Below are 14,352 nucleotides of genomic sequence, written 5' to 3' on the forward strand. Positions count from 1 at the left end.
TTACACGTTAAAGCGGAAATGCATCACGTCGCCATCTTTGACGAGATAGTCTTTGCCCTCTAAGCGCCATTTGCCAGCTTCTTTGGCACCACTTTCGCCGCGATAAGTAATGAAGTCGTCATAGCCCACCACTTCGGCGCGAATAAAGCCTTTTTCAAAGTCGGTGTGAATGGCGGCAGCAGCACGTGGCGCGGTACATTTCAGCGGGATGGTCCAGGCGCGAACCTCTTTCACGCCAGCCGTGAAATAGGTTTGCAAACTGAGCAGGCCGTAGCCGGCACGAATAACGCGATTCAGGCCGGGCTCATTCATGCCTAAGTCGGCTAAGAAGGCGACTTTATCGTCTTCGTCGAGCTCAGCGATTTCGGCTTCGAGCTTGTTGCAAATCGGCACCACCACGGCATTTTCTTTGGCGGCGAGTTCGCGGACCTGATCGAGCATGGGGTTATTATCGAAACCATCTTCGTTGACGTTGGCAATATACATGGTCGGCTTTAGCGTTAAAAAGCCATACGACTTGATGGTCGCGAGCTCCTCCACGCTGAGCTCGACGCCGCGTAAGGGCAGGCCTTCATCGAGCGCGGGTTTGATTTTTTCCAGTACCGCCTTCAGCGCAATGGCCTCTTTGTCACCCCCTTTGGCTTGCTTCACGACGCGCAGCAGGGCCTTTTCCACCGCATCTAAATCGGCCAGCGCCAATTCGGTATTGATGACATCGATGTCATCGAGCGGACTGACGCGATTGGCAACATGAATCACGTTGTCGTCGATGAAGCAGCGCACCACATGGGCAATGGCATCGGTGCTGCGAATATTGCCGAGGAACTTATTCCCCAAACCTTCGCCTTGTGAAGCGCCTGCGACTAGGCCGGCGATATCCACAAACTCCATGCTGGTGGGAATGATACGCTCGGGCTTGACGATATCGGCGAGAGCGTCGAGGCGCGGGTCGGGCATGGGGACCACGCCGGTATTCGGCTCAATGGTGCAAAAAGGGAAGTTTTCGGCAGAGATATTGGCCTTGGTCAGCGCATTAAAAAGCGTGGATTTGCCTACGTTGGGTAGGCCGACAATGCCGCAGTTAAATCCCATGATGCATCCCTCGAGGGTCAGTTAGGTGTCTATTTTAAAGCCGTTGATACGATTCATGGCTTTGGCGAAATCGCCGCTGACCATGAGTTCGGTGCAGCGCAGTGCTTCATCGATGGCTTGATCGATAAGCTGCTGCTCGGATTGTGGCGCACGGCCTAATACAAAACCGGTGACTTGGCTGCTATTGCCCGGATGGCCAATGCCAACACGCAGGCGATGAAAGCCGGCTTGGTTGCCGAGCGCTGATATGCTGTCGCGTAGGCCATTATGGCCGCCATGGCCACCGCCGGTTTTTAAACGAATGTGGCCTGGGCCAATATCGAGCTCATCGTGAGCGATCAGGATTTCGTTGGGCGCGAGCTTGTAAAAATTCGCCAGAGCGGCCACAGCTTGGCCCGAGCGATTCATAAATGTGGTGGGAATCAGCAGGCGCACATCCTCACCGGCGAGCGTGATGCGCGCGGTTAGGCCAAAGGCTTTGCTGTCGGGCATGAGTGTGGTGCGGTGCTGCTCGGCTAAACGCTCAATGAACCACGCACCAGCATTGTGGCGTGTGTGTGCGTATTGGGCACCGGGATTAGCGAGGCCGACTAAAAGGCGAAGGGCGGTCATGGGCGTGAGTATTGCAACACATGGCTGAAAAGAAAAACGGGGCATTGAAGCCCCGCTTTCTTAGTGCAGCGTGTTGGCGATTACTCGGCCTCTGGCTCTGGAGCCGCTGGCGCGTCAGTATCTTCAACAGCTGCCGCCACTTTCGGCGTGTGCACGTTGGCAACAGGCTGGTCGTGATCATGGCCAAGTGCCAAAACAGGCACTTCCACGCCTTTCGGCAATACCAGGTCAGATAAGTGCAAGGTGGTGCCGAGCGCTACATTGGCCATGTCTACTTCGATGAACTCGGGCAGATCTTTAGGCAAGCAGCTGACTTCCACGTCATTGAGCATGTGAGCGATTTCACCGCCTTCTTTCTTCACGCCAACGCAAATGTCTTGGTTGGTGAAGTGCAGGGGGACGCGCATGGTCAGTTTGTGTGTGGCATCAACACGCAAGAAGTCGGCGTGAATGGGCATGCTTTTCACGGGGTGACGTTGCAGGGCTTTGAGTACCACTTTTTGCGCTTTGCCATCGACGCTAATTGTTAATACGTGCGAGTAAAACGCTTCGTTTTCCAGGGCTTTTGACAGCTCGCGCAGCTCAATGCTGATTGATTGAGCGGCGGCTTCACCACCATAAATAACCGCAGGAATGCGGGCTTCCAAACGACGAAGGCGGCGGCTCGCACCTTTCCCTTCGAGCGTCCGGTTTTGCGCATTCAGCGAAAAATTAGCTTCGGACATTTTTTTCTACTCCGTAAGGCACTGAGCTTGCGACCAGCTCAATGCAGATAACCTGTGAGTATTCACAGGGTTTGCGGCAACACGCCACAAATAGTTGCCGTGCTTAAAACATCTCAAACATGGCGCTGATGGATTCTTCGTTATTGATGCGGCGCAGGGTTTCTGCGAGCAGCGCCGATAACGACAGCTGACGAATTTGGCTGCAGGCGCGCGCTGCATCCGACAGCGGAATGGTGTCGGTGACCACTAACTCATCGAGCTGTGATTTGCTGATATTGTCGATGGCAGGACCAGACAAAATGGCATGCGTGCAGTAGGCCACCACACGGCGCGCGCCATTTTCTTTTAATGCGGCTGCGGCTTTGCAGAGCGTGCCAGCGGTGTCGACCATGTCATCGACAATGACGCAATCACGGCCACGCACTTCGCCAATAATGTGCATGACTTGCGATTCATTGGCTTTTGGACGGCGCTTATCGATGATGGCGAGGTCGGCGTCATCAAGCTGTTTGGCAACGGCGCGAGCGCGAACCACACCGCCAACATCGGGCGATACGATCACGAGATTGTCGTAGTTTTGGCGCTCAATATCGGCAAGCAGCACCGGCGAGGCATAGATATTATCCACCGGGATGTCGAAGAAGCCTTGAATTTGATCGGCGTGTAAATCGACAGTCAATACGCGGTCGACACCCACGGTGGTGAGCATGTCGGCAACCACTTTCGCGGTGATGGGCACGCGCGCCGAGCGCACACGGCGGTCTTGGCGAGCGTAGCCAAAATAGGGAATGACGGCAGTGATACGGCCGGCACTGGCGCGGCGCAGCGCGTCGGCCATAACAATCAATTCCATCAGATTGTCGTTGGTGGGCGCACAAGTCGATTGCAAAATGAACACGTCTTTGCCGCGCACATTGTCATTAATCTCAATAGCGATTTCGCCATCGGAAAAAGTACCAACGTGGGCGAGCCCTAACGGGATGTGCAGATGATTGACGACTTTATGAGCCAGCTCAGGGTTGGCGTTGCCGGTGAATACGACGAGATTTGGCATGATTCCAGTCAACTCAGCCTGAGAGAGATGGCAGGGGCGGCTGGATTCGAACCAACGCATGGCGGGATCAAAACCCGCTGCCTTACCGCTTGGCGACGCCCCTATATTCGATGCATCCGAAGCCATTGATCGAGTGCCACATGTGCTGGCGATCGGTTATGACCTCGACAGATGAAGCCGCTGACTGGACTGGCAGCGAGTATATCAGCTGCAAGACCTTGGTTGGAACAGGCTAGGAAAACACAGGCACCAGTGCCGGTCATTTTCGCATCGCCCCATTGCGACAACCACTGTAACGCTTCATCTACGGCAGGAGCCAGTGTTCTGACGACCAATTCGAAGTCGTTTCGAGTGACCCCTGCGTTGAGGTCGCGCAGTTTAATGGCCTCGCTATGACGAGTCAACAGGGGATGGCGAAAAGCTTCTGCTGTGGCGACATGCGCCTTAGGTGTTAGCACAACAAACCATGGTTCATCGAGCGTGATGGCTGTGAGCTGCTCGCCAATGCCTTCGGCCCAAGCGGCGTGGCCGTGCACAAACACGGGGACATCGGCGCCAAGACGGAGGCCAATGGCCGCGAGCGCCTCCAGGCTGAGTTGGGTTTCCCAGAGTGTGTTGAGCGCAAGCAGGGTGCTGGCGGCATCGGATGAGCCGCCGCCCAAGCCGCCGCCCATGGGTAGATGCTTATCGATGTGAATGGTTGCGCCCAGCGATGAGCCGGTGGCGGCTTTTAACGCGCGAGCGGCGCGCATGATCAAATTATCATCACTGGCGACATCGGCGAGCGCCGGCGTGAGTGTCAACTCGCCATCGTGACGCACACGGCAATGCAGGGTGTCGGCGCGGTTAATAAATTGAAAGGCCGTTTGCAGCGTGTGATAGCCATCGGCGCGTCGACCCGTGATGTGTAAAAACAAGTTCAGTTTCGCCGGCGCAGGCAGCGTGATGTGATCTGCGGTCATGATGCGGCCGTGAGGCGCCAGCGCTGAATCACCAGCAAAATACGATTGCGACCTTGGGTCAGTAACAGGCGTAATGGCACGCGATAGCCATCTTGCACTTGCTCGCTGAGCACGCGGACCTGCCAGCCTTGCTCGGTGAATTGCCGCACACCTTGTTCGCCCGCCAAGGTGCGAATGGTGGTCAGTGGGTTTTCTGGCCAGCCGCTCAGCCAGGCGTTGAGTAGGTCAACAGGCAGCGGTACGCCAGTGATGGCCTCGGTCAAAATATCGGGTTGGTTGGATTCGTGATGACCAATCCAGCCATTGTCTATGGTGAGGCGCCCGTTGCGCCCGCTCAGTGTTGTGTAGCCTTGATTGAGCGGGCCCGCAGCGCTGGCATCGAAGTTGTTGCCTTGACGTTGCCATGAAAACGTCGCGGTGATGCTGCTATTTAAAAACGTCACGCCGGCTTTGCCCTCGGCTTGCCAGTGTGTCAGTCCGCGAGCACTTGGGCTGGCCTCAATGACTTCCGGGGCCACCACCAACGGCGCGCGATTGGCGCAGCCGCTCAGTAACGCGAGACAAAAAATTATCCAGCCTCGCGTTAGGTTGGTGAAAATGTGTGGCGCTAGTGCAGCTGATCGCATGATGACAAGCTCGAGTACGGATGCTGGACACCGATGGTAGCAAAAAGCCACGGCTCTGCGAGCGAGCGAAGCATTTGTCTTTAACCGCGCTATCCCGCACAATTTGTGGCTATTTTCCGGGGTATCCGGCTCAGGGTTTGGCATGGCGCTGTTGGCATTCGGCATTAATCACAAAACCGCTTCGGTGGCCTTGCGCGAACGCGCGGCATTTGCGCCTGAGGCGCTCGGCCAAGCGCTGCGTGATGCGCGTCGCTGTGGCGGGCTGGCGGAAGTGGCGATCTTGTCGACCTGCAATCGCACCGAGTTCTATGCCGCCGGCGATGCCGAGCATGTCGCCGCCGTGCGCAACTGGTTGGCGACCTCGCGGGGCATTAGCGAGGCTGAGCTGGCCGCCGTCTGGTACGCCCACGAAGACGACGAGGCGCTGCGCCATGCCGTGCGCGTAGCCTCCGGCTTGGACTCGATGGTGCTTGGCGAGCCACAAATTTTCGGTCAAATGAAAACCGCGTGGAGCGAGGCGCTTGCCGCCGGCACCACCGGAGCATCGCTCGATAAACTCTTTCAAGTCACTTTCGCCGCCACCAAAGCGGTGCGTAGTCAAACGGCGCTGGGGGCCAGTCCGGTTTCCATTGGCTTTGCCGCGGTGACGCTGGCGCGCCAAGTCTTTGAGTCGTTAGCGCAAACGCCAACGCTCCTGGTCGGTGCCGGCGAGATGAACGCGCTGGTCGCCAAGCATGTGCGCGAGCAGGGTGCGGCTGAGTTAATGATTGTCAATCGGACCTTGGCGCGCGCTGAGGCAGTGGCCAGCCAAGTCGATGCAGAAGCCATGCCGTGGTCGTGTTTGCCCGATGCCTTGGCGCGTGCGGGCGTGGTGATTAGCTGCACGAGTAGTTCGGAGCCGGTCATTACGCAGGCTATGATTAAGCAGGCGCTGAAGGCGCGGCGGCATCAGCCCATGTTATTGATTGATATTGCCGTGCCGCGTGACATCGAGCCCTCGGTGGCCGCACTGGATGATGTGTTTTTGTATACGGTCGATGACTTGCAGTCAGTCATTGATAATGGGTTGCGCAGTCGGCAAGCCGCGGCAGTCGATGCGGAGCGCCTCATTGAACGCCATGTGCAACAATTTGCCGAGCAACAGCGGGTGGCGCAGCGTGCCGTGTCATTGATCCGTCAAGTGCGCAGCCACGCCGCCACCGTCGCCGATGTTGAGCGCCAAAAAGCCCTGAGCCAGCTTCGTCAAGGCGCTGATCCGGAGGTTGTGCTGGCGCGGCTGCAACACAATCTGATCAATAAATGGCTGCATGCCCCGACCGTGAGCCTGCGCCAACTGGCCGCCAGCAACGATGCCCATGGGCTGGCCTTGGTGGCTGGCGCCATGGGCATTACGCCACCGTCCACCGACCCTTCTGAGACACCATGAAAGCGGCTTTATTATCACGCCTAGACCAGCTCGCCGAACGCTTTGAAGAGCTCAATGCGCTGCTCTCCGACGCCGGTATTATTGCCGACCAAAACCAATTCCGTAAGCTCTCGCGCGAACATGCGGAGCTCGAGCCGGTGGTCGCTGCGCTGGCGGCGTATCGACACACGCAACAGCAGCAGGCCGATGCCAAAGCGCTGTTGAGCGACCCCGATTTTCGTGAACTCGCGGAAATCGATATTGCCGAAACCGAGGTCGAGCTCGAGCGCATCAGTGACGATTTGCAGCGCTTAATGGTGCCGCGCGACCCCAACGATACCGGCAATGTCTGGCTGGAAATTCGTGCCGGCACCGGTGGCGATGAAGCCGCTATTTTCGCCGGTGATTTGTTTCGCATGTATAGCCGTTTTGCTGAGCGCCAAGGTTGGCGCATTGAGATTGTCTCAAGCAATGAGGGCGAGCATGGCGGCTATAAAGAAGTGATTTCGCGGGTCGCTGGCGAATCGGTTTATGCCGCATTGAAGTTTGAAAGCGGCGCGCATCGCGTGCAGCGCGTGCCAGCCACGGAGTCGCAAGGCCGTGTGCATACCTCGGCCTGCACGGTGGCGGTGATGCCGGAGGCACCGGAGCTCGAAGCCATTGAAATCAACGCTGGCGATTTGCGCATTGATACCTATCGTGCCAGTGGTGCTGGCGGCCAGCACATCAACAAAACCGACTCGGCAGTGCGCGTCACGCACATCCCGACCGGCGTGGTGGTGGAGTGCCAAGATGAGCGCTCGCAGCATAAAAACAAGGCGCGCGCGCTGTCGTTATTGTCGGCAAAACTGCATGCCGCGCAGCAGGCTGAGGCGCAGCAAGCCTCAGCGACCATGCGCCGCGACTTAGTGGGCAGCGGTGATCGCTCGGAGCGCATTCGTACCTATAATTTCCCTCAGGGGCGCATGAGCGACCATCGCATCAATCTCACGCTCTATAAGCTCGATGACATCATGAATGGTGACTTGAACGAGCTGCTCACGGCCTTGGCGACTGAGCATCAGGCCGACCAATTAGCGGCCTTGGCGGAGACGCTGTGAGCAGCCTAACCGTGCGCCATGACCGCCTAAATGCCTAGTCAGATGACGGTGAACCACTGGCTAGCGCATGCCGCGGCGCACTTGGCGCAGTATCAGGCGTGGCAACCGGTCAGTGGCGAGGCGGTGAATGCGCGACGCGAGGCGCGTGCCGTGTTACTGGCCGCGCTTGAGCAAGCGCCGGCATGGCTGATGACGTGGCCCGATGCGCCGCTTAATGCTGAGCAGCAAGCCCGCGCCGATGATTTTTTAGCACGCCGCGCGCAAGGTGAGCCGATGGCGTATTTGCGTGGCGAGCAGGAGTTTTGGTCGCTTGCGCTGCGTGTTGTGCCGGGGGTGTTGGTGCCGCGCGCCGATAGCGAATGTTTAGTTGAGCAGGCCTTGCTGCATTTGGCGGCAAATACGACCGCGCGGGTTTTGGATCTAGGCACCGGCTCGGGCGCGATTGCGCTGGCCATTGCCCATGAGCGCCGTGAGGCACGCGTATTTGCCTGTGATCGCAGTGCCCTGGCGGTGACCATTGCGCAGGGCAATGCCGCGCGCTTAGGGCTAGCGCTGAGCTGTTGCGAGAGTGATTGGTTGAGTGCGTTTGCTGGGGAGCGCTTCGAGATGATCGTCAGTAATCCGCCGTATATCGCCGAGGATGACCCGCATTTGGCGAGCCTACATGGCGAGCCGTTGACCGCATTGACCGCTACTGAGCAAGGCTTGGCGGACTTGCGGCAGATCATTACGTCTGCACCGGCGCATTTGTCTGCACATGGTTATTTGCTGCTTGAGCATGGCTATGATCAGGCGGCCGCCGTGCGCGACTTATTGCAGCAGGCCGGCTTTGTCGATGTCGCATCGAGGCGTGATTTCGGCGGCAATGAGCGCGTCAGTTTGGGTCGCTGGCCCGGAGCTTCTCATGGCGACTAATACTCCGGCCGACTCGGCGGCGCTCAGTGATGCCGAGCTGCTGCGCTACCATCGGCAAATTCTTCTGCCGAGTTGGGATATCGCCGCGCAAGAGCGCCTAAAAGCCGCCACGGTGATGATCATCGGGCTAGGTGGTCTTGGCTGTCCTGTGGCGCAATATCTCGCCGCCGCTGGCGTGGGTCGGCTGATTTTGATCGACGATGATCACGTGGAGATCAGCAATTTGCAGCGTCAGCCCTTGCACACGGATGCCGATATTGGACGCCCCAAAGTGCAATCGGCTGCCGATGCCTTGCGCGCAATCAACCCGCAGGTGCAGCTTTTCACCGTGGCTGAGCGCGCCGATGCCACGTTGCTGGCGCACTGGCTGCCCGAGGTCGCGGTCATCGCCGATTGCTGCGATAATTTTGCGACGCGCGATCTTATCAATGCCGCTGCGTGGGCGGCGCGCGTGCCGGTGGTGTCGGCGGCGGCCATCGGCTGGCAAGGGCAGCTCAGCGTGTTTGATGCGCGTGTGCCAAACTCACCGTGTTATCGCTGCTTATACCCCGACAGCCTCGACGCAGAACAAACCTGCAGCGATACCGGGGTCATGGCGACAACCGTCGGCGTGATGGGCAGCTGGCAGGCCAATGAAGTCTTAAAGGTCATTGCTGGCGTCGGCACCGCGCTGGTGGGTCAGTTATTACTGTGGGATGGCCAGCAGGCCAGTGTGCGCACGCTGCGCATCCCACGCGATACGCGCTGCCCGGTCTGTGCAGCACCAATTTCCTCACGGAGTGATGTGTTATGAATCCTTATGCGCGCTGGCGTCATGCCTTGAAAGGCGTGTTTCGTATTGGTCAGACGACCTCAATTATTGCCGCCACTGGCTTTGCCTGGGCGACCGGCGAGCGCCTGCCGACACCACGTGTGCTGCGGCTGACCTTTGAGCGTTTGGGCGCGACCTATGTGAAATTGGGTCAGTTCATTGCCAGCTCACCATCATTATTTCCAGCTGACTACGTCACTGAGTTTCAGCATTGCCTCGATAAAACCGAGCCGCTGCCGTTTGAGACCATGCGCGCTGTCTTAGAGCGTGAACTCAAGCGCCCTATGCAAGAGGTGTTTAGCGAGGTCGATGAAATTCCGCTGGCCTCAGCCTCGATTGCGCAAGTGCATGCGGCAAAGCTCATCACCGGCGAGTCGGTGGTGATCAAGATTCAAAAGCCCGGTGTTGAGCAGATCTTGCTTACCGATTTGAATTTTTTGTATGTCACCGCGCTGCTCTTGGAGCGCGCCTTGCCGAAGCTCAAATTTGCCTCGCTGTCGGGCATTGTCAGCGAGATTCAGGGCTGCATGATGGAGGAGGTCGACTTTTATAAAGAAGCGCGCAATGTCGAGCAGTTCCGCGCTTATTTGGAGGCCACTGGCAACACCCAAGCCACGGCGCCGCGCATTTATCCGGAGGCCTCAAGCCTGCGCGTGCTGACCATGGAGCGCTTTTATGGTGTGCCGTTGACCGATCTTGAGACCATTCGTAAATACACGCGTGATCCCGCCGGCACACTGGTGGCGGCACTCAACACCTGGTTTTCGAGCCTGATGCTCTGTGAAAGTTTCCACGCTGATCTGCATGCCGGCAACCTCATGGTGCTGACCGATGGGCGTTTGGGCTTTATCGATTTTGGCATCGTGGGTCGTATCGCGCCCGATACGTGGACGGCGACCATGGCGTTTATTGAGTCGCTCGGTGAGGGGGACTTTAAGAAAATGGCCGAGAGCATGGCGACCATCGGCATGACTAAGCGCAAGGTCGACAATGCTCAGCTCGCCCTCGATTTAGAGGCCATCTACGGGGCCGCGACCACGGTCGATCCGCTCAGTATTGGCGGCGCCATGGCCAATGACAACGAGATCAACAAGCTCATGCTGGAGATCGTTGCGGTGGGCGAGCGTCATGGTATTCGCTTCCCGCGCGCGTTTGCCTTGCTGCTCAAGCAGATGTTGTATTTTGACCGCTATATTCGGATTTTAGCGCCAGACATGAATCTTTTCGAAGATGATCGCATCAGCTTCTTAGGTGAAGATGGCGTCATGCCTAAGCGCTTACACTAACGCTTGAGATGGTCAAAAAAGCCCGCGGATCGCGGGCTTTTTTGTGGCTGATCACCTCACGCCGTGCCAGTTAAAATCAGCTCGGCCACCCCCTCGGGGTCATCCCACATGGGCACGTGGCCCCAGTTCCACGGTTTCAGCCAGATGGCATGTAAAGGTAGGGCGTCGCGGCGCTGCAGCGCGCGGGTGAGCAGAAAGTCCAAGCGCCCATAAGCCACGGTGATGGGAATGTCCAAGGCTGAGACGCCAGGCACTTTATCGATAGCATCGTAAGTGGCATCGAAGCTCGGCGCCTCAGCGAAGTCGGCGAGGCAGCGCGCTGCCGCCGCCGCTGGCATCTTGTAGCCACGGACACTCATGGGGATGGCCAAGAGCGCGCTGCGGGCAAGGCCGAGCGTGGTGGCCGCTTTCGCCGCCCGCGGGAAGCGCTGCGCCATGAGGCGAGCCGATGTGAAAATTGGCCGCACATGCCAAGGCGTATCGGCGGCGTCGGCAAGGCCGGCGGGTGAGATGACCACGATGCTGCGTGCTAAGCCGGCAACGGCCGCGGCCAATGTTAGCCAGCCGCCCATGGAGTTGCCGGCAATGTCGACAGGCTCATGAATACCCAGCGACGCCAGCGTGTGGCGTAGGCCATCGACCAAGGCCTCTGCGCTCACGGGACCGTTGAGGGCGGGGGTTTCGCCAAAGCCGGCAATGTCGACGGCAATGACTCGGCGTGCTTGCGCGAGACGCGCCATCACCGGCTGCCAAGCGGCATGACTCATGCCAATACCATGCAGCAGCACGAGCGGGCGGCCCTGACCCTGCTCGACATAATGCCACGGCTTATTCATGCAGCTTGCGCTTCAACAGCTCATTGAGCACCGCCGGGTTGGCTTTGCCGCGTGAGGCTTTCATGGCTTGACCGACAAAGAAACCAAAGAGTTTGGCTTGCTTGGCTTCATCGCTGGCACGGTACTGCTCGACTTGCGCGGCGTTGACGGCGAGCACATCACCAATCATCGCTTCGATGGCGCCGCTGTCGGTTTCTTGCTTGAGGCCGTCACGGCTGATGATTTCGTCGGCGCTGCTGCCGTCACCGGCAAATAGCGAGGCGAACACCTGCTTGGCGATTTTCCCTGAAATGGTGTTGTCGCTGATGCGCACCAGCAGGCCGCCAAGTTGCGCGGCGCTGATGGGTGACTGACCAATATCAAGCTCGGCTTTATTGAGCGCCGCCAAGAGCTCGCCGGTGACCCAGTTCGCTACCGGCTTTGCTGCCGCCACACCACCGGCAATGGTCACCGTGGCTTCGAAAAAGTCGGCCAAATCGCGGCTGGCGGTGAGCACATGCGCATCATAGGCCGATAAGCCTAGCTCGCGTTCAAAGCGCGCGCGTTTGGCAGCAGGCAGCTCGGGCAAATTAGCGCGAATCGCTGCGAGGGTAGCGTCATCGATGACCACGGGCAGCAAGTCAGGATCGGGGAAGTAGCGGTAATCATTGGCCTCTTCCTTGCTGCGCATGGCGCGTGTTTCATTGCGCGCCACGTCATACAACACGGTGGCTTGATGAATGCTGCGACCTGATTCGAGCTCGTCGATCTGCCAGTTGATTTCGCTATCAATGGCCTTTTCAATGAACTTAAATGAGTTCACGTTTTTGATTTCGCGGCGCGTGCCAAAAGGCTGGCCGGGGCGGCGAATCGACACGTTGCAGTCGCAGCGCATCGAGCCTTCGGCCATATTGCCATCGGAGATATCGAGGTAGCGAATCAAGGCATGAATGGCTTTCGCATAGGCCACGGCTTCTTTCGCCGAACGCATATCGGGCTCAGAAACGATCTCCAACAGCGGCGTGCCCGCACGATTTAAGTCAATGCCGGTCATGCCGGAAAAATTCTCGTGCAATGACTTGCCAGCATCTTCTTCCAAATGCGCGCGCGTAATGCCCACGCGCTTGACCGTGCCGTCATCGAGCGTGATGTCGATATGGCCCTTGCCAACAATCGGATGATCCATCTGCGAAATCTGATAGCCCTTGGGCAAATCAGGGTAGAAATAATTCTTGCGAGCAAACACCGAGCGCTGGCCAATCTCGGCATCGATACCTAGACCAAAGCAAATCGCGCGCCGCACCACACCTTCATTGAGCACCGGCAGCACACCGGGCATGCCAAGGTCAATCAAGCTTGCGTGTGCATTGGGCTCAGCACCGAAGCTGGTGGCGCTGCCAGAGAAAATCTTCGATTCGGTATTGAGCTGAACGTGAACTTCCAGGCCAATCACAACTTCCCAAGTCATCGTGTCTATCCTTTATGCAAATGCCGCGGGAATGCGCGTGTGCCAGTCGGTCACACCCTGATAGCGGTGCGCCACATTCAAGAGTTTCGCCTCGCTCCAGTACGGGCCAATGAGCTGCAGCCCGACCGGCAAGCCTTGGCTGAATCCGGCAGGAATACTCATGCCCGGCAGGCCGGCTAAGTTGGTGGCGATGGTGTAAATATCTTGCAAATACATCGACACCGGATCGGTTTTTTTCGCGCCTAAAGCGAAGGCAACTTCCGGCGCAGTTGGCCCCAAAATCACATCACACTGCGTAAAGGCCTGATCAAAATCTTGCTTGATGAGGCGGCGTACGCGTTGCGCTTGCAGGTAGTAGGCGTCGTAATAGCCGGCGGAGAGGGCGTAAGTGCCAATCATCACGCGGCGACGGACTTCTTCGCCAAAACCTTCGGCGCGCGAACGCTTGTAAAGGTCTTCGAGGTCAGTCGGGTTTTCGCAGCGATGACCAAAGCGCACGCCATCGAAGCGTGACAGATTCGATGAGCACTCGGCCGGTGCAATCACATAATACGCGGGCACCGAGAGGCCACTATTGGGCAGGTCAACCTCAACCACCGTGGCGCCGAGTTTTTTCAGCTCAGCAATGGCCGCCTCAATGAGCGTGGCGATTTCAGGGTTTAAGCCCTCACCAAAAAATTGTTTGGGTAGGCCAATGCGCAAGCCCTTGAGTGAATCGTTGAGGCTGGCGCTGTAGTCGGGCACGGGATGATCAATGGAGGTCGAGTCTTTGGCATCGTGGCCCGCCACTACTTGCAGTAGCAGTGCGGCATCTTCAGCGCTTTGCGTCATCGGGCCGGCTTGGTCGAGGCTGGAGGCAAAGGCGATCATGCCCCAGCGCGAAATGCGACCGTAGCTAGGTTTTAAGCCGGTAAGGTTGCACAGTGCCGCCGGTTGGCGAATTGAGCCGCCGGTATCGGTGCCGGTCGCGGCTGGCGCTAGGCGAGCGGCTACCGCCGCCGCTGATCCACCGGATGAGCCGCCGGGCACGCAGGAGGTATCCCACGGATTTTGCACATTGCCGTAAAACGAGGTTTCATTCGATGAGCCCATGGCGAACTCATCCATATTGGTCTTGCCGAGCATGACCAAACCGGCGTCGTTACAGCGCGTCACGACCTCGGCATTATAGGGTGAGATGAAGCTGTCGAGCATTTTCGAGCCACAGCTGGTGCGCACGCCTTGGCTGCAAAAAATATCTTTTTGCGCCAAGGGGATGCCAGTCAGCGCATGGGCATTGCCGTTGGCCAGTCGTGTGTCGGCCTCTGCTGCTTGAGCCAGCGCGAGCTCGGGCGTGACGGTGATGAAACTATTTAAGCCGCCCGTTGTGGCGCTATCAAAACGCGCAATACGCTCAAGAAAGTGCTGAGTCAGCTCAACACTGGAGAATTTTTTCTGCGCCAAGCCATCGGCTAGGGCGCGTAAAGACAGGGTATGCATGA

General features: G+C 58.0%; 14 protein-coding genes and 1 tRNA gene. 5 read left to right on the top strand and 10 right to left on the bottom strand.

What is annotated here, in order from left to right; translation table 11 throughout:
* The 7 genes from ychF to lolB all read right to left on the bottom strand — a co-directional run bounded on the left by ychF (position 1) and on the right by lolB (position 5,071).
* Positions 1-1,092 (bottom strand): redox-regulated ATPase YchF, encoded by a 1,092-nt coding sequence (gene ychF / locus DFR26_RS04210; RefSeq protein WP_116207726.1) that lies wholly within the window; start codon positions 1,090-1,092, stop codon positions 1-3.
* A gap of 21 nt (positions 1,093-1,113) precedes the next feature.
* Positions 1,114-1,704 carry an aminoacyl-tRNA hydrolase gene (gene pth / locus DFR26_RS04215; RefSeq protein ID WP_116207727.1) on the bottom strand — a complete coding sequence of 197 codons (591 nt, stop codon included), beginning with the start codon at positions 1,702-1,704 and terminating at the stop codon, positions 1,114-1,116.
* A gap of 80 nt (positions 1,705-1,784) precedes the next feature.
* Positions 1,785-2,429: a 50S ribosomal protein L25/general stress protein Ctc gene (locus tag DFR26_RS04220; RefSeq protein WP_116207728.1), complete on the bottom strand. Its 645-nt coding sequence runs from the start codon at positions 2,427-2,429 to the stop codon at positions 1,785-1,787.
* Positions 2,430-2,532: 103 nt separating this feature from the next.
* Entirely contained in the window at positions 2,533-3,483 is a 951-nt protein-coding gene (locus DFR26_RS04225) for a ribose-phosphate diphosphokinase (protein WP_116207729.1), read from the bottom strand.
* Between the two features lie 28 nt (positions 3,484-3,511).
* A tRNA-Gln gene (locus DFR26_RS04230) sits at positions 3,512-3,586 on the bottom strand.
* Positions 3,585-4,445 carry a 4-(cytidine 5'-diphospho)-2-C-methyl-D-erythritol kinase gene (gene ispE / locus DFR26_RS04235; protein WP_116207730.1) on the bottom strand — a complete coding sequence of 287 codons (861 nt, stop codon included), beginning with the start codon at positions 4,443-4,445 and terminating at the stop codon, positions 3,585-3,587. Before ispE ends, DFR26_RS04230 begins: the two co-directional genes overlap by 2 nt.
* A complete protein-coding gene (lolB, locus tag DFR26_RS04240) occupies positions 4,442-5,071 on the bottom strand; it encodes a lipoprotein insertase outer membrane protein LolB (protein ID WP_181898983.1) in 630 nt (209 codons plus the stop codon). Before lolB ends, ispE begins: the two co-directional genes overlap by 4 nt.
* A gap of 142 nt (positions 5,072-5,213) precedes the next feature.
* On the opposite strand from lolB, the gene hemA reads away from it, so the two are divergent.
* Genes hemA through DFR26_RS04265 form a run of 5 tightly spaced genes read left to right on the top strand, consistent with a single transcriptional unit; the run spans position 5,214 to position 10,588 of the window.
* Positions 5,214-6,497: a glutamyl-tRNA reductase gene (gene hemA / locus DFR26_RS04245; protein ID WP_116207732.1), complete on the top strand. Its 1,284-nt coding sequence runs from the start codon at positions 5,214-5,216 to the stop codon at positions 6,495-6,497.
* A complete protein-coding gene (gene prfA, locus DFR26_RS04250) occupies positions 6,494-7,576 on the top strand; it encodes a peptide chain release factor 1 (protein ID WP_116207733.1) in 1,083 nt (360 codons plus the stop codon). Before hemA ends, prfA begins: the two co-directional genes overlap by 4 nt.
* Before the next feature lie 30 nt (positions 7,577-7,606).
* A complete protein-coding gene (gene prmC / locus DFR26_RS04255; RefSeq protein WP_245953006.1) occupies positions 7,607-8,491 on the top strand; it encodes a peptide chain release factor N(5)-glutamine methyltransferase in 885 nt (294 codons plus the stop codon).
* Complete coding sequence (locus DFR26_RS04260) at positions 8,481-9,284, top strand: HesA/MoeB/ThiF family protein (RefSeq protein ID WP_116207735.1); 804 nt, start codon at positions 8,481-8,483, stop codon at positions 9,282-9,284. The genes prmC and DFR26_RS04260 overlap by 11 nt, the downstream gene beginning before the upstream one ends.
* Complete coding sequence (locus DFR26_RS04265) at positions 9,281-10,588, top strand: ABC1 kinase family protein (RefSeq protein WP_116207736.1); 1,308 nt, start codon at positions 9,281-9,283, stop codon at positions 10,586-10,588. The genes DFR26_RS04260 and DFR26_RS04265 overlap by 4 nt, the downstream gene beginning before the upstream one ends.
* Before the next feature lie 56 nt (positions 10,589-10,644).
* Here DFR26_RS04265 and DFR26_RS04270 read toward each other — a convergent pair whose 3' ends face one another.
* From DFR26_RS04270 to gatA, 3 genes are read right to left on the bottom strand one after another with little or no spacing between them, the layout of a single operon-like run.
* Positions 10,645-11,424 carry an alpha/beta fold hydrolase gene (locus tag DFR26_RS04270; RefSeq protein WP_116207737.1) on the bottom strand — a complete coding sequence of 260 codons (780 nt, stop codon included), beginning with the start codon at positions 11,422-11,424 and terminating at the stop codon, positions 10,645-10,647.
* A complete protein-coding gene (gatB, locus tag DFR26_RS04275) occupies positions 11,417-12,871 on the bottom strand; it encodes an Asp-tRNA(Asn)/Glu-tRNA(Gln) amidotransferase subunit GatB (protein ID WP_116207738.1) in 1,455 nt (484 codons plus the stop codon). The genes DFR26_RS04270 and gatB overlap by 8 nt, the downstream gene beginning before the upstream one ends.
* 12 nt (positions 12,872-12,883) lie before the next feature.
* Positions 12,884-14,350, bottom strand: coding sequence for an Asp-tRNA(Asn)/Glu-tRNA(Gln) amidotransferase subunit GatA (gene gatA / locus DFR26_RS04280; protein WP_116207739.1), 1,467 nt, complete (start codon positions 14,348-14,350; stop codon positions 12,884-12,886).
* Between the last annotated feature and the right edge of the window lie 2 nt (positions 14,351-14,352).

This window comes from Paraperlucidibaca baekdonensis (genome assembly GCF_003387535.1).
In the GTDB taxonomy this organism is placed as follows: Bacteria; Pseudomonadota; Gammaproteobacteria; order Pseudomonadales; family Moraxellaceae; genus Perlucidibaca; species Perlucidibaca baekdonensis.

Excerpts from the sequence above, each read along its gene's own strand:
- ychF (WP_116207726.1), bottom strand. The coding sequence starts at position 1,092 with ATGGGATTTAACTGCGGCATTGTCGGCCTACCCAACGTAGGCAAATCC.
- pth (WP_116207727.1), bottom strand. The coding sequence starts at position 1,704 with ATGACCGCCCTTCGCCTTTTAGTCGGCCTCGCTAATCCCGGTGCCCAA.
- DFR26_RS04220 (WP_116207728.1), bottom strand. The coding sequence starts at position 2,429 with ATGTCCGAAGCTAATTTTTCGCTGAATGCGCAAAACCGGACGCTCGAA.
- DFR26_RS04225 (WP_116207729.1), bottom strand. The coding sequence starts at position 3,483 with ATGCCAAATCTCGTCGTATTCACCGGCAACGCCAACCCTGAGCTGGCT.
- ispE (WP_116207730.1), bottom strand. The coding sequence starts at position 4,445 with ATGACCGCAGATCACATCACGCTGCCTGCGCCGGCGAAACTGAACTTG.
- lolB (WP_181898983.1), bottom strand. The coding sequence starts at position 5,071 with ATGCGATCAGCTGCACTAGCGCCACACATTTTCACCAACCTAACGCGA.
- hemA (WP_116207732.1), top strand. The coding sequence starts at position 5,214 with ATGGCGCTGTTGGCATTCGGCATTAATCACAAAACCGCTTCGGTGGCC.
- prfA (WP_116207733.1), top strand. The coding sequence starts at position 6,494 with ATGAAAGCGGCTTTATTATCACGCCTAGACCAGCTCGCCGAACGCTTT.
- prmC (WP_245953006.1), top strand. The coding sequence starts at position 7,607 with ATGCCTAGTCAGATGACGGTGAACCACTGGCTAGCGCATGCCGCGGCG.
- DFR26_RS04260 (WP_116207735.1), top strand. The coding sequence starts at position 8,481 with ATGGCGACTAATACTCCGGCCGACTCGGCGGCGCTCAGTGATGCCGAG.
- DFR26_RS04265 (WP_116207736.1), top strand. The coding sequence starts at position 9,281 with ATGAATCCTTATGCGCGCTGGCGTCATGCCTTGAAAGGCGTGTTTCGT.
- DFR26_RS04270 (WP_116207737.1), bottom strand. The coding sequence starts at position 11,424 with ATGAATAAGCCGTGGCATTATGTCGAGCAGGGTCAGGGCCGCCCGCTC.
- gatB (WP_116207738.1), bottom strand. The coding sequence starts at position 12,871 with ATGACTTGGGAAGTTGTGATTGGCCTGGAAGTTCACGTTCAGCTCAAT.
- gatA (WP_116207739.1), bottom strand. The coding sequence starts at position 14,350 with ATGCATACCCTGTCTTTACGCGCCCTAGCCGATGGCTTGGCGCAGAAA.